This is a genomic window from Tessaracoccus sp. MC1627 (assembly GCF_014164725.1).
Lineage (GTDB): Bacteria > Actinomycetota > Actinomycetes > Propionibacteriales > Propionibacteriaceae > Arachnia.
Map to the genome: position 1 here is coordinate 20,483 of NZ_JACJGA010000006.1, position 24,853 is coordinate 45,335.

Below are 24,853 nucleotides of genomic sequence, written 5' to 3' on the forward strand. Positions count from 1 at the left end.
GGCCTGGCGGCACCTCAGCCAGCAGAATCGACGAGGTCTCGCTCGTGGATCGCCACCACGGCGAACGTCAACACGCCAAGTGCCGGCACGAGCAACAACAGGTACTGCCAGGTGATGACGACGGCGAGGCCGAGCGCCACGGCGGTCATGACGGCGACGAACGGGGACAAGGAAAGCCGGCGGGGCGCCTCGGCCAGAAGCCCGCGCCACAGGAGTCCAGGCCGCCACGACGCAGCGGCGGTGAGGATCAGGACCGCCGCGACCCCCGCGGCGGCGGTCAACACGACGGCGATCCCCGCCGCCCCGGGCAGCGCGCCGTCGGCGGCAATCCGAAGATCCAGGGCGACGAGGCCGCCCAGCAGCAGCGACCCCGCCCCCACGCCCACGCCTCCGGGCATCGCCCGCCGCACGTCGTCGACGAACTGCGCCACCGTCGAGGACTCACCCCGAAGGAAGCGGCGCAGATGCGAGGCGCCGGCCGCGAAAGCCGCCGGCCAGGTGACCAGCGGCAGGCAAGCCACCGCCATGAGGATGCCCACCCACAGCACCTCACCGAGGAGCGCGAACTTGGCCGTGGCGCCCGGCCACCGGAGCACGCTGCCATCGGCAGGCTCCTGTACCGCGAACCGCGGCCGTCGCCTCATCCCTTCAGCCCCTGCGTCGAGACGCCCTCCACGAGGAACCGCTGGAAGATGATGAAGAACAGCAGGATGGGAAGCAGCGCCAGGACGGACACCGCGACCGTCGCGCCGTAGTCCGACGTCGAGGTCTGGTCGTTGAACACCCGCAGAGCCAGCGGCAGGGGGTAGTTCTCCGGAGAGTTCAGGTAGAGCAGCGGCCCGAGGAAGTCGTTCCAGCTCCAGATGAACGCGAAGATCGACGCCGACACCAGGGCCGGCTTGATCAGCGGAAGGATGATCAGCCAGAAGATCCGCCAATGGCCGCAGCCGTCGATGCGTGCAGCCTCATCCATGTCGCGGGGCAGCGCCCTGATGAACTGGACGATGAGGAACACGAAGAACGCCTCCACGGCCAGGAACTTGCCCAGCAGCAGCGGGACGAAGGTGTCGATCAGGTCGAGCCGCCGAAACAGCATGTACTGGGGGATGATCAGGACGTGGAACGGCAACAGGAGGGTGCCGATCATGATGGCGAACCACACGCCGCTTCCCCGGAACCTGACGCGCGCGAACGCGTAGGCCGCCAGCGACGCGGAGATCACGATGCCGATCACCGAGAACGTCGCCAGGATGAACGAGTTGGCGAAGAACCGCCACAGCGGCACCCCGCCGATGCCTTCCAGAACCTTGAAGTAGTTCTGGATGGTGGCATTCTCCGGCAGGAACGACTGGTTGGCGCCGAACTCGGACGTGGGCTTGAACGAGGCCGAGAACATCCAGGCAAGCGGGTAGAGGACCACGGCGGTAAGGAGCACCATGGCCGCCACCCATCCGACGGTGGCCCAGGTGCGCCTGCTGCGCATGCCGCGGGGCCGCGGTCCCGCGACGGCGCCCCGCTCTGGGGCGGAGGTGGTGGCGGTCATCGCTTGTCTCCCGAGTAGTGCACCCACTGGTTGGAGGTGCGGAACATGATGAAGGCGATCACGCCGACGACAGCCAGCAGCACCCAGGCCATCGCCGAGGCGTAGCCCATCTGGCTGTTGGTGAAGGCCCGCGTATACAGGTAGACGGTGTAGAAGTTGGTGGCTCCCGCAGGCCCCCCGGTGCCCGAGCCGATGATGTAGGCCGAGGCGAAGATCTGGAAGGCGTGGATCATCTCGAGGAGCAGGTTGAAGAAGATGACCGGCGACAACATGGGCAGTGTCACGCTGACGAACTTGCGGAAGGGACCGGCTCCGTCGACGGAGGCCGCCTCGTAGAGCTCCTGCGGCACCTGCTTGAGGCCGGCCAGGAAGATCACCATGGGTGCGCCGAACTGCCAGACGGCCAGCAGGATCATCATGGGCAGAATGAGGGCGGGGACACCAACCCATCCCCCGATGTTGATGCCGAAGAGGCTGAGCGAGCTGTCCACGGGGCCGCCGGTGGAGAACATGGCGCGCCACACGATGGCGATGCTGACGGATGCGCCGATCAGCGACGGCGCGTAGAACGCCGAGCGGAAGAAGCCGGTGCCGCGGCTGCGGTAGTTGAGCAGCATCGCCACTCCGAGGGCTGCCGCGAGCTTGATCGGGGTGCCCACGAGCACGTAGATCAGGGTGATGCGCACCGACCCCCACCACACCTCGTCGCTGAGCATGCGCTCGAAGTTGCCGAGGCCGATGAACTCGGTGGTGCCGAAGATGCTGTAGTTGGTGAACGCGAGGTACAGCGAGTAGATCATGGGGCCGGCGGTCAGCAGGAAAAAGCCCACCAGCCACGGCGTGAGGAACAGGTAGCCGGCCGCGTCCTCGCGGCGCTGCAAGGCCCTCCTCCGGCGGGGCGCGGAGGCCGCGTGCTCTGCTGCAGTGACGGGCCCCCCGCCACGGGCCCGGCGAACCGGGCCCGCGGCGGTTGTGGCCGCACTCTTGGGTGCGATGGTCATGGTGTCAGGTCCGTTTCCGTGCTCAGCCGAGGATGACTTCGGTCTCGGCGAAGAACTGGTCGACGGCCTCGTCGACGGTCACGGCGCCGAGCCCGAGCGCCTTGCCCAGGTCCCAGAACTTCTGCTCCAGAGCACCGTAGCCGACGACCGGGACGGGCGGGGCGTCGCCGATGCGGTCCTCGACGGAGGCGAGGAAGTCGGCCACCTGCTTGTCGGGGCCCTCCAGCACGGCCCCTTCGAGCTTGCTGCTGGAGGCGGGGAAGCCGAGGGTGGTGCCGAAGATCTCGCCTGCTTCGGGGCTGTTGACAACGAAGTCCAGGAAGAGCGCGGCGGCCTCCGGGTGCTCGGTGTTCTCCGAGATGGCCATCTGCAGGCCTGCCTGGCGGTAGAGGTCCTTCGACCCCTCAACTGCAGTGGGAGGCGCGATCATCGAGATCGTTTCGGCCCCCGAATCGGCCAGGTAGCCGCCCAGGAAGTTGCTCCAGCTGGTCTCGCTGACGGTGAGGTTGGCGCCGAAGCCGGACTTGGGCGCGATCTCCTCCAGCTTGTTCTGGGGGACGCCGATGCCGTCGCGGACGGCCTGGCCGGACTCCCAGAAGGCCGTCAGCTCCTCCTTGGTGAAGCCGAGTTCGCCGTCCTCGGTGTAGAGATTCTTGCCCTCGGCGCGCAGCGCCAACTCGAAGGTCTGGATCCGCTGCGTGACGTCAGTGCCGCCGTAGACGGTTCCGCCGGTCTTCTCGGTGACGCCTGCCATCCAGTCGGTGAACTCGGCGAAGGTGGTGCCGCCCTCGGGCATCTCCAGCCCGTGCTCGGCGATCAGTCCATCGTTGACGAAGTTCGCCCAGGTGCTGTAGCCGGTGGGGAGCGAGTACTGGACGCCCTCAAGCTGACCGGTGCCCTTGAGCCCGTCGTCGAAGGTGTCCATGGTGATGTGATCGGAGACGGTGCCGAGGTCCAGCAGGTAGCCCGGCTCGGCGTACTGACGAAGGTAGCTGTCTGAGAACTGCCACACGTCCGGCAGTCCGCCGCCTGCGGCCTCGGTCTGCTTCTTCTCCCAGTAGGAGGGAAAGTCCGTGAACGTACCGTTGATCTCGATGTTGGGGTACTCCTCGTTGAACGCAGCGATCAACTTCTCGTACCGGGCAGCGCGGTCGTCATTGCCCCACCAGGTGAACGTGAGCGACACCGCCTCGTTGGGATCGAAGGAGGCGGTGGCCTCAGGGGCGGTCTCGCCGCCGCCACCACAGGCCGTCAGAGCCAGGGCCGCGCTGGCGATGAGCGCCACGAGGGTGTGCTTCTTGGGGAACATCAGTTGTGTCCTCTCGATTCGGAACGTCGTCGTTCTGGGCTGTGCGTGACGGGCAACTTGCCGCCCGTCGCACTTGGAAAGCGCCTTCCCAAAAGCTAACACCCTTTGAAACGTTTCGCAAGAGCCGGTACATAACGAAATGGACACAGCGCGAGGATCTTGACAGGACAAAAGGCCTAGTCCGGACGCAAGCGGCTCAGCCGAAGGCGTGGAATCGTTTCCAGCCGCTCCCCCGCTCGCTGGCGGGCGTAGCCACCCTCGGCCCCTCCCCCTGGAGCGCTCGTCACGCCACTACCATGGCGAGCAGGCAAGCGCTGTCCCTCCCCACACCACCGAGGCGTACCCATGACGACCACCTCCCACACCCCCGGCCTCAACGCCGCCTTCGACTACGTCTTATCCCTCGTCCGCGACGGCGCCCTCCCCACCGCGGTCCTGGGGATCGCCACTCGCGACGGCATCGTGGCCCTGGAGGCGTTCGGTGGCACCGGCACCCGCGAGGCGCGGACGGGCGACCACTACCGGCTGTTCTCCATCACCAAGCCCCTCGTCGGCCTCCTCGCCGCTCGCGAGCTGGAGCGGGGAACGCTCTCCCTCGACACCCCCCTGACCGACGCGCTCCCGGGGTTCGGCGCGGGCCGCGACGACGTCGTCCGCCTCCGCCACCTCGCCTCGCACACCTCCGGCATCACCGAGCCCGAGCTGGACGACCGGCGCCCCCTCCGCGAGGCCCTCGAGACAGCCGGCCGCGACACCCCCGTCGGCACCCGGCGCCGCTACTCGTCGCTCGCGTTCGAGGGCATCGCGGCGCTGATCGAGCACGCCGGCGGCGCAACCTGGGAGTCCGGGCTCAGCACCCTCAACGACGAGCTCGGGACCAGCTTCACCCTCGACGAGGCCTCGGACCCGCCGCCCGTCCTCGGGCTCGGAGCCTTCGACATGGCCACATTCGCCGCCCAGCACCACCCCGGCGCGGGCGTCATCGCCCGGGCGGAGGACCTGCTCAGGGTGGCCGTCTCGCTCCTACGGGGCGACGGCGCCGTCGTGCGCCCCGAGACCCTGGACCTGATGCGACGCCCCCTCACCGTCGGCATTCCTGTCCACGAACCGCTCCCGCAGGACGACGGCGACGAGTACGGCTTCACTGTCAAGCTCCCCGGATGGGGCGCGACCGACGGCGTGTTCGGCCACGCCGGCTGGTCCGGCACCGAGTTCTGGATCAACCCGGCGGCGGGTGTGGCGTGGACGCTGATGACCAACCGACCCGAGCGGCCCGGTTTCGAGGTCTCCACCATGGAACGCCTCGTGACGCGGGCCGACTAGTCCTCAGGGCGCGCCCCAGCGCGTCGTTCAATGTGCGGACAACTGAACCCGTCGCGCTCATCATCACCCTTGCAAAGTCTTGACCGACCCCCTATTGACAGTACAAAGCGAAGGATCTAGGCTGAGGCCAGCTCAAGGATGAGCAACCCGAAAGGATGACGATGGCTGTCGACAAGAGCCGTAACACTGACCCCCGTTACTCCAAGCTGACCGTCGGAGTCTGCCCCGACCAGTGGGGAGTCTGGTTCCCCGAGCACCCGGACCAGATCCCGTGGGAGAAGGCACTCGACGAGATGGCCGAGGCCGGCTTCTCCGTGATGGAGACCGGGCCGTTCGGCTACTTCCCCACCGACCCCAAGCGCCTCATGGACGAGATGGGCAAGCGCGGCTTCCGCGTCGTCGCCGGCACCGCGTGGGGCATCCTCCACAAGGAGGAGGCCTGGGCCGAGACAGAGAAGACCTTCCGCGCCGTGGGCGAGACCCACGCCGCCGTCGGCGCCGAGTACGTGGTGCACCTGCCCCCCATGTTCCGCGACGAGATCACCGGTGACTTCACCGACGACCGCCACCTCGACGGCGCCGCCTGGGACCTCTACATCAACAACGCGAACCGCCTCGGCCGCATGATGAAGGAGGACTACGGGCTCAAGATGGTGCTGCACCCCCACGGCGACTCCCACATCGAGACCCGCGAGGATATCGACCGCATCTTCCAGGCCACCGACCCCGAGTACGTCGGCTTCTGCCTCGACACCGGCCACATCGTCTACGGCATGGCCGACAACATCGCGCTCATCCAGGACTACCCGGAGCGCATCAGCTACGTCCACATCAAGGCCATGGACCCCAAGCTGGTCAAGCAGGCCCACGACGAGGACTGGCCGTTCGTCAAGGCCGTCAAGGCCGGCTGCTCCGTCGCCCCGCCCGAGGGCGAGCCCGACATGCCCACCCTCGTCGAGGCCCTCGCGGACCTCAACAAGGAGCTCTACGTCATCACCGAGCAGGACATGTTCGGCTGCGACCCGGGCTACCCGCTCCCCAACGCCATCAAGACCCGCGAGTTCCTGGCCTCCTGCGGCCTCGGCCTCCTCTGATCCGCGAAAGACTGACTCACATGACCCTTCGTATCGGAATGATCGGCCCCGGTGGCATGGGCAAGGCCCACATCGAGCGGATCCACACCGTCATCTCGGGCGGCCGCGTGGTGGCCGTCAGCGACGTCAACCCTGACAACGCCGCCGCGGTGGCCGAGCAGATCGGCGGCACGGCCTTCGCGACCAGCGCCGAGCTGATCGCCTCGCCCGACGTGGATGCGATCATGATCGCCAGCTACGGCCCGGCCCACAAGCCCGACGTGATCGCCGCCATCAAGGCCGGCAAGTACGTGTTCTGCGAGAAGCCCCTCGCTCCCACGGCGGCCGAGTGCGTCGAGATCATGGACGCCGAGCAGGAGGCCGGCAAGAAGCTGGTCACGGTCGGCTTCATGCGCCGCTTCGACGCCTCCTACCGCGAGATGAAGAAGATCCTCGACGACGGCGAGGTGGGCGAGGCACTCATGGTGCACAACGCGCACCGCAACCCCACCGTGCCCGAGATGTACACCTGGGACATGGCCATCAACGACACCGCCATCCACGAGATCGACACCATGCGCTGGCTGCTGGGCGAGGAGTTCGTCTCCGCGCGCGTCGACAAGCCGAAGAAGACCTCGCTGCGCTTCGAGCACCTGCAGGATCCGCTGGTGCTGATCCTCACCACGGAGTCGGGCGTCCGCGTCGACGACGAGGTGTTCGTCAACTGCCAGTACGGCTACGACATCCAGTGCGAGCTGGTGGCGGAGCAGGGCATCGTCCGCCTGGGTGACCAGGAGTTGGTCGTCCGCGCCGACAAGCTCGGCCGTCACAACCGGCTCACCATGGACCACAACCAGCGCTTCGGCCAGGCCTTCGTCACCGAGGTCCAGGAGTGGATCACCGCGGCATCGGCGGATCGCCACACGGGCTCCAGCTCCTGGGACGGCTACGCCGCCGCCGTGGTCTGCGACGCCGGCGTCAAGGCACTGACGGAGGACGGCGAAGTGCCGATCTCCATGATCGAGCGTCCCGCGCTCTACGCGTGACCTGAGGGCGCCCGCGTTCCGGCGGGCGCCCCTCACTCCGCCTCCCCTCCCCCCTCTCCCCGCTCCACCCCCGCCCAGCACGCCAAGGAAGCCGTCATGGTCAAGATCCTGCTCGACCCCTCCATGTACCACCCCCACCTCACCGTCGCCCAGGAGTGCGAGAAGGCCGCCGACCTCGGCTACGGCTACATCGAGCTGTCCCCGCGCGCCGACTTCCACGAGTGGCACCACTACCCCAAGGTCGACAACGCCGAGATCGCGCGCGTCAAGAAGGCCATGAAGGCCACGGGCGTGAAGATCGAGACCTTCAACCCCGTCTTCAACTGGGCCTCACCCGACGAGCAGGAGCGCCAGGCACAGGTGCGCAACTGGCGCCGGCTCCTGGAGATCGCGGAGGAGCTCGAGGTGCCCATGATGGCCACCGAGTTCTCGGGTGATCCCAACCGGGCGCTCACGAGCGAGCACCAGTTCTACCGCTCCATCGAGGAGTTGGCCCCGGACTTCGAGAAGCGCGGCATCGAGTGCGTCGTCGAGGCCCACCCGTACGACTTTGTTGAGACAAACGACCGGGCCGTCCAGGTGGTGCGCGGGGTCAACAAGGACTGGTTCAACTACCAGTTCTGCCTCCCCCACCTCTTCCACCTGTCTTCGGGAAAGAGCAACCCGCGCGAGCTGATGGAGTACGCCGGAGACCGCCTCCGGCACATCCACATCGGCGACGTGTGGAACCACCTGGCCAACGTCGGAAACCGCTACATCATCAACCCCCCGGGCGTTGACGCGCGCATTCACCAGCACAACGAGATCGGCAACGGCGAGGTCCCCTGGGACGAGGTCTTCGGGTACCTGCGTGAGATCGAGTACGACGCCCGCCTGTCCGTATGCGTCTTCGGATGGGAGGAGGACGCCGACGCCATCCACGTCCGGATGCGGGAGCGCCTCGAGTCCGAGTTCACAACGAACTGATAACATCTGAAATCTTTGTCTTGACATAGAGTTGTTTGTCAGGTCATCATAGCGGTGTTGCAACGATGCGACACTCCCTCCCTGCGGAGTCACCAGACACCGCAACCACCCTCGGAAGAGAGACTGCAATGAAGCAAGGAATCAAGCTCGTCGGCCTGTTGGCCGCCGGCGCCCTCGCCTTGAGTGCATGCGGGACCACCGCCAGCACCACCTCCTCGGCCCCCGCCGAAGGATCCGACGCCCCGACGTCGCAGGCCATCGAGACCGTGGCGTTCGAGCCCGGCGAGGTGGTCAAGCCCGCCGACGGCGAGGTCATCAAGATCGGCGTCACATTCCCGATCCTGGATCAGTTCCTGCAGACCGTCGCCGACGGCATCGAGGCCCGCGCCGCAGAAGCCGGTGTCGAGGTGACCATCGTGGCCGCCCAGGAGAAGGCAGACGTCCAGCTGGGCCAGGTGGAGAACTTCATCTCCCAGGGCCTCGATGGCATCATCATCATCCCCGTCGACACCGACGCGGCCGGCCCCATGACCGAGAAGGCCATGGACGCCGAGATCCCGCTCGTCTACGTCAACCGTCGCCCCTCCGACCTGCCCGTGGGCGTGCCCTACGTCGGGTCGAACTCTCTGGTGGCCGGCCAGCTTCAGATGGAGGCGCTCGCTGAGCTCGCCGACGGCAAGGGCAAGGTGGGCATCCTCATCGGCGACCCGGCCAACGAGGCCGCGCGTGACCGCACCGAAGGCTGCAAGCAGGTCCTCGAGGACTACCCGGAGATGGAGCTCCTGCGCGAGCAGGCCGGCAACTGGTACCGCGAAGAGGGCCTGGCCATCACCGAGAACTGGATCCAGTCCGGTGACGAGATCGACATCATCTGCGCCAACAACGACGAGATGGCCCTCGGCGCCATCCAGGCTCTGAAGAACGCCGGCAAGCTCGACGACGTGATCGTGGGTGGCGTGGACGCCACCGCCGACGCACTGGCGGCGATGAAGGCCGGCGAGCTCGAGGTGACCGTGTTCCAGGATGCGGCCGGCCAGGGCGCTGGTGGAGTGGACTCCATCATCAACCTGTACAACGGCGAAGAGGTCGCCGGCGTCATCGACGTGCCCTACCAGCTCGTCACCCCTGACAACATGGCCGACTTCGAGAAGTGACGGACCCAGGGGGCCGGGTGCGATGATCGCCCCGGCCCTCTGCTTCGGCAGGGAGGATAGGAAATGCAAGAGGTAATTCTGCGGATGCGTGACATCCGAAAGACGTTCCCCGGCGTGGTGGCCTTGGACGGCGTACAGCTGGACGTGCGAAGCGGCACGGTCCACTCGCTCATGGGGGAGAACGGCGCTGGCAAGTCCACGCTCATGAAGTGCCTGATCGGCATGTACACCCCCGACGCTGGCACGGTTGAACTCGCCGGTGACATGGTCAGCTTCAAGGACACCAAGGACGGCCTCGAGCACGGCATCTCCATGATCCACCAGGAGCTGTCTCCCGTGCCGGAGATGATGGTGGCCGAGAACATCTGGCTCGGCCGGGAGCAGCGCGGCAAGTTCGGGCTGTTGGACCCCAAGCTGATCATCCGCAAGACGCAGGAACTCTTCGACGAGTGGGACATGAAGATCGACCCGCGCGCCAAGATGAAGGACCTCACGGTGGCGCGCCAGCAGATGGTGGAGATCGCCAAGGCCATCAGCTACGACGCCAAGATCATCATCATGGACGAGCCCACCTCCGCCATCCCCGAGCGGGAGGTGGACCACCTGCACAGGATGATCAAGCGGCTCACCGACTTCGGCGTGGCCATCGTCTACATCACCCACAAGATGGACGAGGTCTTCAAGATCTCCGACGACATCACGGTCTTCCGCGATGGCAAGCACGTCGTCTCCCTCCCGGCGAAGGAGCTGGACCGCAACAAGCTGATCCAGCTGATGGTGGGCCGCGAGCTCACCAGCCTGTTCCCCAAGCTGGAGGCCGAGATCGGCGAGGTGGTCCTGTCGGTCCGCAACCTCAACCGGGGTCGGTTCGTCCAGAACGTCAGCTTCGAGGTGCGCCGCGGCGAGATCCTCGGCTTCGCCGGGCTCATGGGCGCGGGCCGCACGGAGGTGCTCGAGACCATCTTCGGGATCGAACCCGCTGACAGCGGCGAGATCTTCGTCGAGGGCAAGCAGCTCAAGGTCCGCGAGCCGAAGGACGCCATCGCGGCCGGCATCGGCATGCTGACGGAGGACCGCAAGCACAACGGCATCATGGGTGTGCTGTCGGTCCGCGACAACATCACCATCGCCGCGCTGCCGAAGTACAGCCCGAAGGGCTTCCTCAACATGGCGCAGATCCGCAAGGACAGCGAGGCCCAGCGCCAGGCGCTGCGCATCAAGACCCCCACGCTTGAGCAGTTGATCAAGAACCTCTCCGGCGGCAACCAGCAGAAGGCGCTCATCTCGCGCTGGCTGCTCACGGTCCCTGAGATCCTCATGATCGACGAGCCCACCCGAGGAATCGATGTGGGCGCAAAGAGTGAAATCCACCGCCTCATGTCCCAGCTCGCGCAACAGGGCAAGGCCATCATCATGGTCTCGTCCGAGCTGCCCGAGGTCCTCGGGATGAGCGATCGCGTCATCGTCATGCACGAAGGCCGCATCTCCGGTGAGCTCTCCCGTGCGGAGGCCAACCAGGAGTCCATCATGCAACTCGCCACCGGCGGCACCGCGGCCGCGTAGGAAGGAACCAACTACTCATGTCTGACACCACTGTCGAGGCCAAACCGAAGTTCAACGCGACGGCGGCCATCAAGAAATACGCCATCCTCCTGATCCTCATCGGGTTCATGGTGATCCTCGCCATCGTCACCGGGGGAACGTTCCTGAGGTCACAGAACCTCATCAACGTCGTCGTCCAGGTGGCCCCCATCGGCATCGTCGCCCTCGGCATGATGTTCGCCATCATCACCAAGGGCATCGACCTGTCGGTGGGCTCCACCGTCGCCCTGGTGGCCGTCGTCTCGGCCAGCCTCGCCCAGGTCCAGAGCGACACCGCGATGTTCCCCGGCCTCCCCCCGATGCCGATCTTCGTCTCGATCATCGTGGGCCTGCTCGTCGGCGCCATCGTGGGCGCCATCGTCGGCACCCTCGTCGCCTACTTCCGCATCCCGCCGTTCGTGGCAACACTGGGCATGATGACCGCCGCTCGTGGTCTGGCGAACATCTACACCGGCGGACGCCCCGTCTCCAACCTGGCGGACGGATTCAACTGGCTGGGCCAGGGCGCCATCCTCGGCATCCCGGTGCCGATGATCATCTTCCTCCTGGTGGCCGTGGTCATCTGGGTGGTCCTCAACCGGACCCGCTTCGGCCGGCACACCTACGCCATCGGCGGCAATGAGCAGGCGGCCCGCGTCTCGGGCATCAGCATCGGCAAGGTGCAGTTCCTCATCTACACCCTGATCGGCCTGCTGGCCGGTCTCGCCGGCATGATCCTCGCCGCCCGCATCGGCTCCGGCCAGCCCACCCTGGGCGTCATGCTGGAGCTCGACGCCATCACGGCCGCAGTCATCGGCGGCGTGTCCTTCAACGGTGGCATCGGCGTGGTGTGGGGCGTCGTCGTGGGCGCGCTGATCATCGGCGTCATCAACAACGGCCTGGATCTCATGAACGTCTCCCCGTTCATGCAGATGGTCGTCAAGGGCGCCATCATCGTCATTGCAGTCATCATCGACGAGCGCAAGAACCGCTAGTCAACACAGCAGTTGCAGGGGCGGGGCCGGTGCGGCTCCGCCCCTGTCGCATGCCCCGGTACGGTGGACCCATGCGCCTGATCCTGATCCGTCACGGGGAGACCGAGAGCAACGTCAACCGCCAGCTGGATACCGCATACCCCGGTGCGCCCCTCAACGAGAACGGGCTGACGCAGGCCCAGGCGCTCGTCGAGGCCATCGCGCACGAGCAGATCGAGGCCCTGTACGCCTCCACCCTGACGCGCGCGCAGCAGACCGCCGCGCCGTTGGCGGAGGCCAGGGAGCTGGAGCTCATCATCGCCGACGGGATCCAGGAGATCGCCGCCGGGATCGAGGAGATGAACACGGACTGGAGCGTGTACGTGGGCATGCTCAATTCGTGGGCGCCGCACAACCTCGACGCGGGGCTGGAGGGCGGCGAGACGGCGCGCCAGTTCCTGACGCGGTTCACCAACGCCGTCGCTGCCATGGAGCAGGCGGGCGACGAGGTGGTCGCGCTGGTCAGCCACGGCGCCGCGCTGCGGGTGTGGGCGATCTCTCAGGACCCGTCGATCGGGGTCGAGAACGCACAGCCGCTGCACAACACTCAGTGGATCGTGCTCAACGGGTCGACCACCGACGGGTGGAGGATCGAGCAGTGGGGTGACTACGTCACCTCCACCGACGACACGGACTGACCCTGACACGAGGCCCGTGCGGCCCTTGTCCCCCGTTGGTTGAGCCGCGCCAAGCCGCGAAGCGGCGCAACGCGCGTCGAAACCGACCCGCGCCCGGTGCAGGGGAGCCCTGACTCCCCGACGCTGGTTGAGCCGCGCCAAGCCGCGACTTCTTCCGCTGGGTGAGCCAGCCGCGGCGCGTAGCGCCCGCTGCTGCGTCGAGGCCTCCAGCGCCCGGTGCAGCGAGCCCTGACACGACGCCCGGGCGGCCGTTGTCCACATTCTCCCTGCTGATCGCGGCAGAATCCTTGGCTGGGTAGACGAGGCCGCCCGGGCCTCGTCTCACTGCTCCCTGCACTCGATTCCCTATGGCGTGGTCACTTCCGGGCGTGCGCCGTCAGGGCGGCCCTGGTGACAGTCTGCCCTGGCGGGACGCCAGTCCGGCGATCCCCGACCTGGGCTTCCCGACGCAGAGCCGCCCTGCCGTCCCCCACCCTCGCATTCACGTCCCGTCCCGTGCCGCGACTGGCGCGGTCGCCTGACTGTCACCTCTGGTGCCGTAGCCGACACTGTCGGTGGCACTTCTGATGCCGTAGTCGACCCCAGAAGTGACGGTTAGAGAGTCCACCCGATCAGGTGTCGCGACACCGCCCCAGCTGGATGGGCCGGGTTGAGCACCGACTGAGGCGAACGCTCAGCGGTCATCTCCCGTCCCGCCCACTCGGACGACTTGATGACCGAACGGGGGGTGCGCACGAAGGTGGGGGACGGCAGGTCGGCTGGGCGCAGGGATGCCCAGCCCGCGGGGCACCCAGAAGAACCCGCCTGAGACAGACCCGCACCAGGGCCGACCTGCCGGCACACGCCTGGACCGAACCACGCCACGCAGGTACCAGTGCAGGGAGACGTGACACGAGGCCCGGGCGGCCTCAACTACCCGGCCCCTCACGACCGGCGGTCGAGGAGCACGAGGTGGTCAAGGGCCGCACGGGCCTCGTGGCAGGGCTCCCGGCACCAGACAGCGCCAGGACCCGGCCAGTGGAGGTCAGGGACCAGGGCAAGTAGGGGTGACGCCTCGGTCAGAGGCGGACGGTGCGACCCTCGTGGGCGCTGACGGTCGCGGCCTCGGCCAGCTTGAGCGCCTCAACGCCGTCGATCACGTTGGGCGAGATGTCGCCGTCGGCCACCACCGCGTCGATGAAGGCACCCAGCTCATCGCGGTAGGCCGCCTCGTAGCGGGACAGGAAAAAGTTGAGCACCGGTCCCCTGGCGTCGGTCTGCGTGGCGCTGGCGGCGCGCACGGAGGTGGCCGTGAGGTTGTCGGCCGAGAGGGAGCCGTCGGCGCCGAACGCCTCGAGGCGCTGGTCGTAGCCGTAGGCGCAGGTGCGCGAGTTGACGATCGTGGCGAGGGCGCCGTCGGCGTTGCGCAGGAGGACCATCGCCTGGTCGAAGTCACCGGCGGCCTTGATCTCCTCGTCGGCGTTGGTGCCGAACGCGCTGACCTCGACGATGTCGCCCAGGAAGAAGCGCACCATGTCGAAATCATGGATGGTCATGTCCTTGAAGATGCCACCAGAGCCGGCGACGTAGCTGGCCGGCGGGCCCTGGGGGTCACGGGAGGTGACGGTCAGCTGCTGCAGCGCGCCGATCTCGCCGGCGGCCACGCGGGCGTTGACCTCAGCGAAGGAGGGGTCGAAGCGGCGGTTGAACCCCAGCATGACACGCGAGGCTTCGGCACCCAGCTCGTCCATACAGCGGTTCGCCTCGTCCATGCCCAGCGCGACCGGCTTCTCGCACATGACCCGCTTGCCGCCCTTGACGGAGCCGAGGATCTGCTCGACGTGCATCGCGGTGGGCGAGCCGATGATGACGGCGTCGACGTCGACGGCGTTGTAGACGTCCTCGACGTCCAGGGTGTAGCGCGCCCCGTACGCCTCCGCCAGGCCCTTGGCGGGCGCCTCGAAGGCGTCGTAGACCAGCGCAAGTGTCGCCTGGGGGTGGGACGCAATGGCGCGTGCGTGGACCTGGCCGATGCGTCCGGCCCCGATGATCGCGAAGCGGATCATGTGTGCTCCTGTGGGTTGGGCCGCGCACCAGCGTCACGGCAGTATGTCAGCACATATGATACTAGACCGCGTGGGCGGCACCCATTCTGGGGGTGGCCAAACATTCCCGAGTTTGGCAGGACATAATGGTTCCCAACGAGCCGCGCGAGGCGGCTTGGCTGCGAAGGAGCTGCACATGAAGATTGCCGGCGCACCCATCAGCTGGGGTGTGTGTGAGGTACCGGGCTGGGGCTACCAGATGTCCCCCGAGCGCGTCCTCACCGAGATGAAGGAGATCGGCCTCACCGCCACCGAGTTCGGCCCCCAGGGCTGGCTCCCAGTCGACGCGGAGGAGCGGGCCGCGGTCGTCTCCCAGTTCGGCCTCAAGCCGGTCGGGGCCTTCTTCCTCGCCGTCATGCACGACCCCGAATTCGACCCCATCCCCATGGTGGAGGCCGAGCTCCGCGCCTTCGAGATCGCCGGCGGCGAGTTCCTGGTGCTGGCCGCCGACTCCGGCCAGGACGGCTACGACGCCCGCCCCGAGCTCGACGAGCAGGGCTGGCAGACGCTGTTTTCCAACCTCAGCCGGATCAGCGACGTCTGCAAGGCCAACGGCGTCACCGCCGTCCTCCACCCGCACTGGGGCACCATGGTGCAGAACGTCGACGAGGTGGAGCGCGTGCTGGACAACTCCACCGTCGGCCTGTGCCTGGACACCGGTCACCTTGCCTGCGGCGGCGCCGACGTGGTGGCGCTGGTCACCAAGTACGCGGACCGCGTGGGCATTGTGCACGCCAAGGACGTGCGCCTGGACATGGCCGCCAAGCTGCTGCCGGGCGAGATCACCTGGTCCGAGGGCATCAAGGGCGGCATGTTCGTCCCCATCGGCGATGGCGACATCGACTTCGCCACCATCGTGCGCCTCCTGGATCAGGCCGGCTTCGACGGGTACTGGGTCCTTGAGCAGGACATCATGATTGACGAGGAGCCGCCTGCGGTCGGAGGACCCGTCGACAACGCGGCCAAGTCCTTCGAGGCCCTCAAGGCCCTCGCCTGAGGCATCCCCGGAACGCGCACAGGGGCGGTCACCGTGATGGTGAACCGCCCCTGTCGTATTGCGCAGAGATCAGAGGCTCATGTCGACGATGCCTCGGCCAGACATGGTGCCCGCTCGCAGCTTGTCGTAGCCGATGTTGACGTCGTCCAGGCTGAACACCTGATGCACCACGTCGTCGACCTCGATGAGGCCCCGCGCGGCCATGTCCACCACGGCCGGGAGGTCGACGCGGGTGCGCGCCCCGTACGATCCGATGATCGACTGGCTACGGCGCACCGTGCGGTTGATCTGCACCTCTGCGGACTGCACCCCGGCACCCAGGCCGATGGGCACCATGCGGCCGCCGTCGGCCAGGATGTCCAGTGCGGTGTTCCAGGTGGCCGGCCTGCCGAGCGCCTCGAACGCAACGTCCACGCCGTAACCGTCGGTCATCTCCATCACAGCCTCGCGGGCGTCTCTGTTCAGGAGGTTGACGGTGTGCGTGGCGCCCATCGTCCTCGCCGCCGCGAGCTTGTCGTCGTCGACATCGAGCGCGATGACCTGTCGTGCACCCATCACCTTGGCGAACTTGAGGATCATCGAGCCCACGCCACCAGTGGCGACGACGGCAACCGTCTCCCCAAACCGGAGGTCCGCCCCGCGACGCACGGCGCCGTAGGCGGTCATGGCGGCGCAGCCGAGGATGGCCGTGTTCTTGGGCGAAAGGTTGTCCGGAATGGGCGTGACCGACGTGGCCGGAACCACGCAGTACTCCGCCAGGCCGCCCATGGAGTACATCCAGATGGGGTTGCCGTCGTTGTCGGCGAGTCGGGTCTCACCGTCGTAGAGAACACCCTTGAGGCGGTTGAGCTGGAAGAAGGGGTAGCAGAGATCGTCGCGGCCGGCCCGGCAGGCTTTGCACTGGCCACACGGCATCAGGAATGCGCCGGCCACGTTCTGGCCGACGGCGAGCTCACCGGTGAGCATGCCGGGGCCGAGTTCGACGATGGTGCCCGACACCTCGTGGCCGAGGACGCAGGGCGTGGGGAAGGCGATGGCGCCGCCGAGGACGTGGAGGTCCGAGTGGCAGAGGCCGCAGGCCGCGACCTTCAGCAGCACCTCGTTCGCGCGGGGTCGCGGGGTGGGGATGGTTTCGATCGACAGCGGTTCACCCGGAGCCCGAAGGACTGCGGCGCGCATCGTGGCAGGAATGTCCATGCTGGCTCCTCATTGACTTTGTGTGGACAAACTCAGTATGGACCATGAGACACCGCGTGTCACTAGCGGGGCGAGATAAATCCGCCGCAACTATTTGTTCTTACATGGAATGATTGGTGGAATCGTTTGCACCCAGCGCCGAGGCCACGAGAGCGGAGATCACGGAGATGATCAGGGAGCCGAACACTGCGTTCCAGAACCCGTCGACGTGGAAGCCGAGGCCCAATTCGCCGGCCAGGTATGAGGTCAGCAGCAGCATGCCGGCGTTGATCACGAAGAGGAACAACCCGAACGTGAGGATGATGAAACAGGCGCCCAGGACGAAGGCGAAGGGGCGGACGATCGCGTTGACGAGCCCGAGGATGACGGCGACGCCGAGGAGGGTGAGCGCCTGGTCGACGTTGGAGTCTGCGGTGAGGGTGATGCCGGGGAGCAGCCACACGGCGACGGCGGTCGCGACGGCGGTGGCGACGAGGCGCAGGAAGAGCTTCATGCGTCTGAGCGTAGGGCTCCGGCCTGTCACGCGCCTCAGGGAACCCCCCGACCCGCTCCCTGAGGCGCTCCACCAGCCAAGTCGCCGGCCCCCGTCTGCAACTTGCGATGTGGAGAGCGGTTTGTGTGCATATACACACAAACCGCGCTCCTGATAGCAAGTTGCAGGTTGCAGACCGGTCCCTCCCCAGCGGCGCTGCCGGGCGAAGCTGGCACCGACCGAGCACCCCAACACCACAGTGAGCCAACGTCGGTTTCGACGCGGGCTGCGCCGCTTCGCGGCTCGGCCCGGCTCAACCAGCGGGAATGGGCGAGGGTGCGGGACGGCAGGGCGGGTGTGCGCAGTGCTGCCCAACCCGAGGATCACCTACTGGCGTCCCGCCTCGCCAGACCAGTCCCTCCCCCGGTCCAGCGGCGGTAGAGGCTCCACCATTGAGGGTGCGGGATGGCAGGGCGGGTGTGCGCAGTGATGCCCAACCCGAGGATCACCTACTGGCGTCCCGCCTCGCCAGACCCGACCCAGGCCCGCCCTGCCGTCGCGTACCCGGACCCGACCACGCCACAGGCAGACGAGTGCGGGGAGACGGGAGGCGAGGCCCGGGCGGCCTCGACTACCCAACCACCGACCCGGCTCACCGGAACATCGAGACCATGGACAACGGCCGCCCGGGCGTCGACTCACGGCTCCCCGCACCCGACCACTTTGGTCAACGTCCGAAACGGGGAGGGCGGAGCGGTCAGAGGCCGAAGGTGGTGACCGCCTCGACCGTCGCGACCTCGTGCCACTGGCCGTCGGCGGCGGACGCCACCACCGCCTCGTCGATCTCGGCGGCGGCCCAGCCGTCGCCCGCGGAGGGCGCGACCTGCTCGCCCGTCGTCACGGAGATGAGGAACTTCGCCGCTTCGACGGCCTTGAGGTCGTCGAAGCCCATCGAGGTTCCAGCGCCCGGCTGGAACCGGTCGAAGTCCGGCATGCCTGGACCAGCCATCACGCGGGTGTAGCCCTGGACAGGGCCCTCGCCGCGGCCGATGCACACGTCGACGTGGTTGAGCGACTCGAAGTTCCACCGCACCGACCCCTCCGTGCCGTACACCTCGACGATGTACTCCGCGCGCGGCCCGACCGAAACCCGGCTGGCCTCAAGCACCCCGACGACGCCGCCGTCGAACCGAGCCAGCACCGCGACCCAGTCCTCGTTGCCCACGGGCCCCTTCTCCTCGCCGACGGTGTAGCCGGAGTGCCCGACCCCGCCGGATCCGATCGGGATGGGGCGTTCCTTGATGAACGTGTCCGTCATCGCCGAGACCGACGAGATGCGTCCCACCAGGTACTGGGCCAGGTCCGCGCCGTGCGACAGGAGGTCGCCGACGATCCCGGCCCCCGCCCGCGCCCGGTCGTACCGCCAGGTCAGCGGCCCGTCGGGGCTGGAGGCGTAGTCCGCGATGAACCACACCCGGCAGTTCGTCACCCGTCCGAGCTTCCCGTCGCGGATCAGCTGGCGGGCGTACTGGATGGCCGGCACATGCCGGTAGTTGAAGCCGACGGCGGTGGCCAGCCCTGCACCGGCCGCGGCCTGGGCGATCTCCCGCGACTCCGTCGCGCTGACGCCCATGGGCTTCTCGATCCAGAACGGCTTGCCGGCCTCAGCGGCCGCCAGCGCGATCTCGTGGTGCAGGAAGTTCGGCGCGCAGATGGAGACCACCTCCACCTCGGGATCGGCGAGGAGGTCGCGGTAGTCGGCGTAGGCGCGCTGGAAGCCCGCCACGTCGACGGCCCAGTCTCGCGTGGCCTCCACCGGGTCGCACGCGGCGACCAGGTCACAGGCGAGCCCGAGTTCCGGGTAGCGCTCAGCGAGCGCCTTGTAGCTGCGGGTGTGCAGCCGGCCCATCCAACCGAGAGAGATGACGCCGACGCCGATGCGCTTGTTCATGATGTCCTGCCTGGCCCTCCGGGCCGTGAAAGAGAGCACTCACCGGGGCCGATCCCGACCGGGCAACAGCGCTCGGTCAGGATCGGCCCCAGGGTCAGTGCTCGAGGTGTGGTGCCGCAAGCGGCCTTACTTGGTGGCGACGAAGTCCAGGCCGATCTTGCCGTGGCTGCCGGAGCCGGCCCAGCGCGTCGTGACCACCTTGGTGCGGGTGTAGAAGTTCACGCCCTCCTGGCCGTGGATCTTGTGATCGCCGAGCAGCGAGTTCTTCCAGCCGCCGAACGAGTAGTAGCCCACCGGCACTGGGATGGGCACGTTGATGCCCACCATGCCCGCGTTGACGTCGAGCTGGAACTGACGCGCCACCTGACCGTTCTCCGTGAAGATTGCCGAGCCGTTGCCGAAGGCGCTGGAGTTGACGATCTCGATGGCCTCCTCGTAGGTGTCGGTCTTCACCACGACGAGAACCGGCCCGAAGACCTCCTCGCAGTACAGCTGGGTCTCGAGCGGGACGTTGTCCACGATGGTGGGGCCCACCCAGTTGCCGTTCGCGGTGCCCTCGACCTCGGAGCTGAACCCGCGACCGTCGAGCACCACGTTGGCGCCCTTGGCTTCCGCGTCGTTGATCCAGGAGAGGATCCGCTCACGGGACTTCGACGAGATGACCGGGCCGAGCTCGTTGGCGGGGTCCGAGCCGGGGCCCACCTTCAGGACCTCGGCGCGCGCCTTGACCTTCTCGATGAGGGCGTCGTGCGCGTCACCCACGGCCACAACGACGGGCAGGGCCATGCAGCGCTGGCCGGCCGCGCCGAAGGCGCCGGAGACGATGTGCTGGGCCGCGAAGTCCAGGTTGGCGTCGGGCATCACGATGGCGTGGTTGTTCGCGCCGCCGAGGGCCTGGAACCGCTTGCCGGAGGCGGCGCACCGGCTGGCGACGATCTTGGCCACCGGGGTGGAGCCGACGAAGGAGACGGCGTCGATGCCGGGGTGGTCGAGGATGTGGGAGACCACCTGCTTGTCGCCGCACACCACCTGGAACAGGCCGTCGGGCAGACCGGCCTCCTTGTAGAGCTTGGCCACCATGAGCGACACGGACGGCACCGGGGTGGCGGGCTTGAGGATGACTGCGTTGCCGGTGGCCAGGGCCATGGGGTGCATCCACATCGGCACCATCATCGGGAAGTTGAACGGCACGATGGCGCCGACGACGCCGACGGCCTGGCGGAGGGTGTGCACGTCGACGCCGGTGGCGGCCTCGACGGTGTGGTCGCCCTTCAGCGCGTTCTGGATGCCGCAGGCGAACTCCACGATCTCCAGTCCGCGAGCGATCTCGCCGAGCGCGTCGCCGCGGGTCTTGCCGCCCTCGCGGACGATGACGTCTGCCAGGTCGTCCTGGCGCTCGATGAGCAGCTGGCGGAAGTTGAACATGACGCGGCTGCGCTTGGCCAGCGACGCGCGGCCCCAGATCTTCTGGGCGGCGCGGGCTGACGCGATGGCGCGGTCGATGAGCTCGGTGCTGGCCTCGGCGACGCCGCCGATGACCTCGCCGGTGGCGGGGTTGTCGATGGGCAGAACCTCGACACCCTCCTCGAAGTACTCGGCGCCGTCGATCCAATGGGGCATGGTGATGGACATATCAGTCATTCCTTTAGTGTGCTGGCTCAGAAGAAGCGGCGCTGGCCCTTGACGGCCTCCGCGTACTCTTCGTAGGCCTTCTGGGTGGATTCGAGCGTGGAGGCGGCCGTGACGGGCACGTCCCACCAGCCCGTGGCGGGCGGGTTGGGCCCGTAGAGGTCGGTCTCGATGTGGATCATGGTGGCCTTGTCGGAGGCCACGGCGGTGGCGTAGGCCTCGCGGAAGTCCGCGATGGTGCTGACCTCGATGACGTCCAGGCCCCAGGAGCGGGCGTTGGCGGCGATGTCGACGGGGATCAGCTCGTCGCTGCGCCCACCGTCGGCGGCGCGCATCCGGTACTTGGTGCCGAACCGCTGCGAGCCGCGCGACTCGGACAGGCCACCGATGGAGGCGTAGCCGTGGTTCTGCAGCAGGACGAAGATCACCTTGGCGCGCTCCTGCACGATGGTGGCGAGCTCCATGGGCAGCATCTGGTAGGTGCCGTCGCCGACGATGGCCACCACTTCGGAGTCCGGGGATGCCATCTTGCAGCCCAGCGCCGCGGGGATCTCGTAGCCCATCGTGGAGAAGGCGTACTCCACGTGGTACTGACCCGGGGTGCGGGCGCGCCACAGGGCCTGCAGGTCGCCGGGCATGGAGCCGGCGGCGTTGATGACGATGTCGTCGTCGCCCAGCAGCTCGTTGAGGGCGCCGAACACCTCGGTCTGTGCCGGGAGCGGGCCGTGGCCAAGGTGGTAGCACTTGTCCGTGGCCTCGGCCCAGGCGGCGCGCTCGTCGGCGATCTTCTGGGAGTAGGCCTCGTCGACGCGGTGCCCCTCAAGGGCCTCGGTGAGCGCGGTGAGCGCCTCGCGGGCGTCTGCCACGAGCATCTGGGCGCCCTGCTTGGCCGCGTCGAAGGAGCCGACGTTGATGTTGAGGAACTTCACGTCCGGGTTCTTGAACTGGGTCTGCGAGCCGGTGGTGAAATCGGAGTAGCGGGTGCCGATGCCAATGATGAGGTCTGCCTCGACGGCCAGCGCGTTGGCTGAGCCGGCCCCCGTGGAGCCCACGCCGCCGACGGCGCACTCGTGGTCCCAGTTGATGCCGCCCTTGCCGGCCTGCGTGTCGGCTACCGGGATGCCGGTGGCGGTGGCGAACGCCCGCAGCTCCTCTGTGGCGGCGGAGTAGATGGTGCCTCCGCCGGAGATGACCAGGGGACGCTTCGCCGCACGGATGGCCTCGACGGCGCGCGCGAGGGCTGCGCGGTCCGGCACGCGGCGGTCGATGTGCCACACCTTCTTGGCGAAGAACTCCACCGGCCAGTCATAGGCCTCGGCCTGGACGTCCTCGGGGAGGCAGACGACCGCGGCACCGGTATCGGCGGGGTCCGTGAGCACGCGCATGGCGCGCGGCAGGGAGACCATCAGCTGCTCGGGGCGGTTGACCCGGTCCCAGAACTTCGACACGGGGCGGAACACGTCGTTGGCGCTCACGTCGGGGTTCGTCGGGTCTTCAACCTGCTGCAGGACCGGATCCGGCATGCGGTTGGCGAAGATGTCCGAGGGGAACAGCAGGACGGGGACGCGGTTGGTGGTGGCCAGAGCGGCACCGGTGACCATGTTGAGGGCTCCGGGGCCGATCGAGGAGGTGACTGCGAGGGTCTGCATGCGCTCGGTCTGCTTGGCGAAGGCGGCGGCCACGTGGACCATGCCCTGCTCGTTGCGGCCCATCCAGTACTCGAAGGGCTCGTCGAAGGCCGGGTCGACCTCGTGCTGCAGCAGCGCCTGGCCCACGCCTGCGACGTTGCCGTGACCGAAGATGCCGAACATGCCGGGGATGAAGCGCTGCTCGACGCCGTCGCGCTCGGTGTACTGGTGCGCCAGGTAGCGGACGATGGCTTGCGCGACCGAAAGGCGGATGGTGGTCATGTGAGGATTTCTCGCTTTCTCAGGCGTCGAGCCGGGTGGGTGCGTAAGGGAGGCGGTGATCGACATCGGTGTCATCCCAGGTCTGGCGGAGCCAGCCGTAGCAGGGGTCGTCCACGGAGAGCCAGTCGGGCCCGCCGGGGCCGGCCATCACGTTGAGGTAGTACAGGTCGTAGCCGGGGGCCGCGACGCACGGGCCGTGCCAGCCGTGCGGAACCAGCGCGGTATCGCCCGTGTTGACGCGCAGGGCGACGTCGATGGGCCGCTCGGGCGTGCCGTAGGTGGAGTGGAACGCCATGCCGGGGCCGTGCTCGTCGGCCTTGATCTCGAAGTAGTAGATCTCCTCGAGCTCGCGCTCGTTCTCGGTGGTCTCGTCGTGCTTGTGCGGCGGGTAGCTGGACCAGTTGCCGCCGGGCGTAATCACCTCGCACACCAGCAGGCGGCTGGTCTGCAGCGTGTTGTTGAGGGCGTAGTTGGTGACCTGCCGCGACATTGTGCCGGCGCCGCGGAGGCCGACGGTGGCCTCGTCGGCCGGGCAGTAGCGCACGTCGAGCGTCTCGCTCGCCACCGCGCTGGGCAGGGCGTAGCGGCCGCCGTCGACCGAGGTGAGAGTGGCCTCGGCGCCGCGGGGGAGGTAGAGGTAGTCGGTGACCTCGCCGAAGATGGTGGAGCGCCCGTTGAGCGTGTGGGTCTCCCCGCCGACGGTGACTGTCGCGGCGCCCTCGAGCGGCAGTACCAGGCACTCGGACTCGCCCGTGCCGAATGCGTAGGACTCCCCCGCGGCCAGCACCGCGACCTTGAGGCCGGAGTAGGCCCAGTTGGCGGATTCCGGGCTCACGTCCACGGCGAGCGGCGGCCGCCCGGTGGAGCCGGCGGGCAGGACATGGTCGGTCATCAGTTCTCCTTGACGCGGTGGCGGGTCTTGGTATCGACGGGGTTGCGGCGCACGGCCGCGAGCAGTTCGGGCTCGCTCGGCATCGCCGTCGAGCATTCGAGGCGGGTGGCGACGAGCGCACCGGCGGCCGAGGCGGCCACCAGGGTGTCCACGAGCGGCCATTCCTTGATCAGGCCGAAGCACAGCGCGCCGCCGAAGGCGTCCCCGGCGCCGAGGCCGTTGACCACCTCGATGGGGGTGCCGGCCACCTCGATCACTCTGTCGGCGTCCATCGCGAGCACGCCGTCGGGGCCACGCTTGACCACCGCGACGTCCACGCCGCGGGCCATCAACGCCTCGGCGGCCCGCTCGGGGTCCGACTCGCCGACGGCCACCTCACACTCGGCACTGTTGCCGACGACGATGTCCACGTAGGGCAGCACCTCGGCGATGGCCTCACGCGCGGCCTCCGGCGAGGGCCAGAACTGCTCGCGGTAGTCCAGGTCCAGGATGGTGAACGGCCTGCGCCCGCGGGCCTTGAGCGCAGCCAGGTGGGTGGAACGGCTGGGCTCGCGACTCAGCCCCGTCGTCGTGATCCAGAAGACCTTCGCCTGGACGATGGCGTCGATCGGAAGGTCCTCGGGGCGGAGCCGCAGGTCTGGCGCGGTGGGGCGGCGGTAGAAGTAGAGGGGGAAGTTGTCCGGAGGGAAGATTTCGCAGAAGGTGACCGGGGTGTTGAGGTCGCCGTCGACCTTCACATAGTCGTCGAACACGCCGAGGTGTCCCATCTCCGCGCGACAGAACCGGCCGAAGGGGTCGTCGCCGACGGCGGTGACGACGGCGGCGGAGCGACGGAGGCGCGCGGCGGCCACGGCCACATTGGTGGCGCTGCCGCCGAGGAACTTGCCGAACGAGGTGACGTCCTCGAGGCCCACTCCGTGCTGATGGGGGTAGATGTCCACGCCGATTCGGCCCATGGTCAGCACATCGACGCTGCGCGTGCCGAAAAGTCCCATGATGTGTCCCGCTTCTTCGAGGAGGTGCCCTCTTATCGTAACCAGTGACGGGCATTTG

General features: G+C 67.8%; 21 protein-coding genes. 9 read left to right on the forward strand and 12 right to left on the reverse strand.

Going from position 1 to position 24,853, the window contains the following annotated elements; translation table 11 throughout:
• Positions 1-14: 14 nt before the first annotated feature.
• The 4 genes from H5399_RS12520 to H5399_RS12535 all read right to left on the reverse strand — a co-directional run bounded on the left by H5399_RS12520 (position 15) and on the right by H5399_RS12535 (position 3,853).
• Positions 15-644 (reverse strand): hypothetical protein, encoded by a 630-nt coding sequence (locus tag H5399_RS12520; RefSeq protein WP_182783223.1) that lies wholly within the window; start codon positions 642-644, stop codon positions 15-17.
• A complete protein-coding gene (locus tag H5399_RS12525; RefSeq protein WP_182783222.1) occupies positions 641-1,543 on the reverse strand; it encodes a carbohydrate ABC transporter permease in 903 nt (300 codons plus the stop codon). The genes H5399_RS12520 and H5399_RS12525 overlap by 4 nt, the downstream gene beginning before the upstream one ends.
• Complete coding sequence (locus H5399_RS12530) at positions 1,540-2,424, reverse strand: carbohydrate ABC transporter permease (RefSeq protein ID WP_255422278.1); 885 nt, start codon at positions 2,422-2,424, stop codon at positions 1,540-1,542. Before H5399_RS12530 ends, H5399_RS12525 begins: the two co-directional genes overlap by 4 nt.
• Positions 2,425-2,566: 142 nt before the next feature.
• Positions 2,567-3,853, reverse strand: coding sequence for an ABC transporter substrate-binding protein (locus tag H5399_RS12535; protein ID WP_182783220.1), 1,287 nt, complete (start codon positions 3,851-3,853; stop codon positions 2,567-2,569).
• Positions 3,854-4,198: 345 nt separating this feature from the next.
• Here H5399_RS12535 and H5399_RS12540 point away from each other — a divergent pair, with 345 nt between their 5' ends.
• The 8 genes from H5399_RS12540 (at position 4,199) to H5399_RS12575 (ending at position 12,668) form a co-directional block, all read left to right on the forward strand.
• On the forward strand, positions 4,199-5,176 hold the full coding sequence (locus tag H5399_RS12540; protein ID WP_182783219.1) for a serine hydrolase: 978 nt from the start codon (positions 4,199-4,201) through the stop codon (positions 5,174-5,176).
• 161 nt (positions 5,177-5,337) lie between these two features.
• Positions 5,338-6,270 carry a TIM barrel protein gene (locus H5399_RS12545; RefSeq protein ID WP_182783218.1) on the forward strand — a complete coding sequence of 311 codons (933 nt, stop codon included), beginning with the start codon at positions 5,338-5,340 and terminating at the stop codon, positions 6,268-6,270.
• Between the two features lie 20 nt (positions 6,271-6,290).
• Entirely contained in the window at positions 6,291-7,295 is a 1,005-nt protein-coding gene (locus H5399_RS12550; RefSeq protein WP_182783217.1) for a Gfo/Idh/MocA family protein, read from the forward strand.
• 96 nt (positions 7,296-7,391) lie between these two features.
• Complete coding sequence (locus tag H5399_RS12555; protein ID WP_182783216.1) at positions 7,392-8,261, forward strand: sugar phosphate isomerase/epimerase; 870 nt, start codon at positions 7,392-7,394, stop codon at positions 8,259-8,261.
• 128 nt (positions 8,262-8,389) lie between these two features.
• Positions 8,390-9,415, forward strand: coding sequence for a sugar ABC transporter substrate-binding protein (locus H5399_RS12560; RefSeq protein ID WP_182783215.1), 1,026 nt, complete (start codon positions 8,390-8,392; stop codon positions 9,413-9,415).
• Between the two features lie 63 nt (positions 9,416-9,478).
• Positions 9,479-10,978, forward strand: coding sequence for a sugar ABC transporter ATP-binding protein (locus H5399_RS12565; RefSeq protein ID WP_182783214.1), 1,500 nt, complete (start codon positions 9,479-9,481; stop codon positions 10,976-10,978).
• A gap of 17 nt (positions 10,979-10,995) precedes the next feature.
• On the forward strand, positions 10,996-11,991 hold the full coding sequence (locus H5399_RS12570) for an ABC transporter permease (RefSeq protein ID WP_182783213.1): 996 nt from the start codon (positions 10,996-10,998) through the stop codon (positions 11,989-11,991).
• A 71-nt stretch (positions 11,992-12,062) separates the two neighbouring features.
• The gene (locus H5399_RS12575) at positions 12,063-12,668 is read left to right on the forward strand and encodes a histidine phosphatase family protein (protein WP_182783212.1); all 606 of its coding nucleotides are present in this window, start codon (positions 12,063-12,065) and stop codon (positions 12,666-12,668) included.
• A 1,058-nt stretch (positions 12,669-13,726) separates the two neighbouring features.
• Here the strand turns inward: H5399_RS12575 and iolG are convergent.
• Positions 13,727-14,713: an inositol 2-dehydrogenase gene (gene iolG, locus H5399_RS12580; RefSeq protein WP_182783211.1), complete on the reverse strand. Its 987-nt coding sequence runs from the start codon at positions 14,711-14,713 to the stop codon at positions 13,727-13,729.
• 175 nt (positions 14,714-14,888) lie between these two features.
• Here iolG and H5399_RS12585 point away from each other — a divergent pair, with 175 nt between their 5' ends.
• Complete coding sequence (locus H5399_RS12585; RefSeq protein WP_182783210.1) at positions 14,889-15,749, forward strand: TIM barrel protein; 861 nt, start codon at positions 14,889-14,891, stop codon at positions 15,747-15,749.
• 69 nt (positions 15,750-15,818) lie between these two features.
• Here the strand turns inward: H5399_RS12585 and H5399_RS12590 are convergent, their stop codons facing one another.
• The 7 genes from H5399_RS12590 to iolC form a co-directional block, all read right to left on the reverse strand.
• Positions 15,819-16,946, reverse strand: a complete 1,128-nt coding sequence (locus H5399_RS12590) for a zinc-binding dehydrogenase (protein ID WP_182783209.1) — start codon at positions 16,944-16,946, stop codon at positions 15,819-15,821.
• A 100-nt stretch (positions 16,947-17,046) separates the two neighbouring features.
• On the reverse strand, positions 17,047-17,439 hold the full coding sequence (locus H5399_RS12595) for a phage holin family protein (RefSeq protein WP_182783208.1): 393 nt from the start codon (positions 17,437-17,439) through the stop codon (positions 17,047-17,049).
• Positions 17,440-18,175: 736 nt separating this feature from the next.
• Positions 18,176-19,369 (reverse strand): Gfo/Idh/MocA family protein, encoded by a 1,194-nt coding sequence (locus H5399_RS12600; protein ID WP_220490977.1) that lies wholly within the window; start codon positions 19,367-19,369, stop codon positions 18,176-18,178.
• 126 nt (positions 19,370-19,495) lie between these two features.
• Entirely contained in the window at positions 19,496-21,001 is a 1,506-nt protein-coding gene (locus H5399_RS12605; RefSeq protein WP_182783367.1) for a CoA-acylating methylmalonate-semialdehyde dehydrogenase, read from the reverse strand.
• Positions 21,002-21,027: 26 nt separating this feature from the next.
• Positions 21,028-22,908, reverse strand: a complete 1,881-nt coding sequence (gene iolD / locus H5399_RS12610; protein WP_182783207.1) for a 3D-(3,5/4)-trihydroxycyclohexane-1,2-dione acylhydrolase (decyclizing) — start codon at positions 22,906-22,908, stop codon at positions 21,028-21,030.
• A 19-nt stretch (positions 22,909-22,927) separates the two neighbouring features.
• Complete coding sequence (iolB, locus tag H5399_RS12615) at positions 22,928-23,800, reverse strand: 5-deoxy-glucuronate isomerase (protein ID WP_182783206.1); 873 nt, start codon at positions 23,798-23,800, stop codon at positions 22,928-22,930.
• Entirely contained in the window at positions 23,800-24,795 is a 996-nt protein-coding gene (gene iolC / locus H5399_RS12620) for a 5-dehydro-2-deoxygluconokinase (protein ID WP_182783205.1), read from the reverse strand. Before iolC ends, iolB begins: the two co-directional genes overlap by 1 nt.
• Between the last annotated feature and the right edge of the window lie 58 nt (positions 24,796-24,853).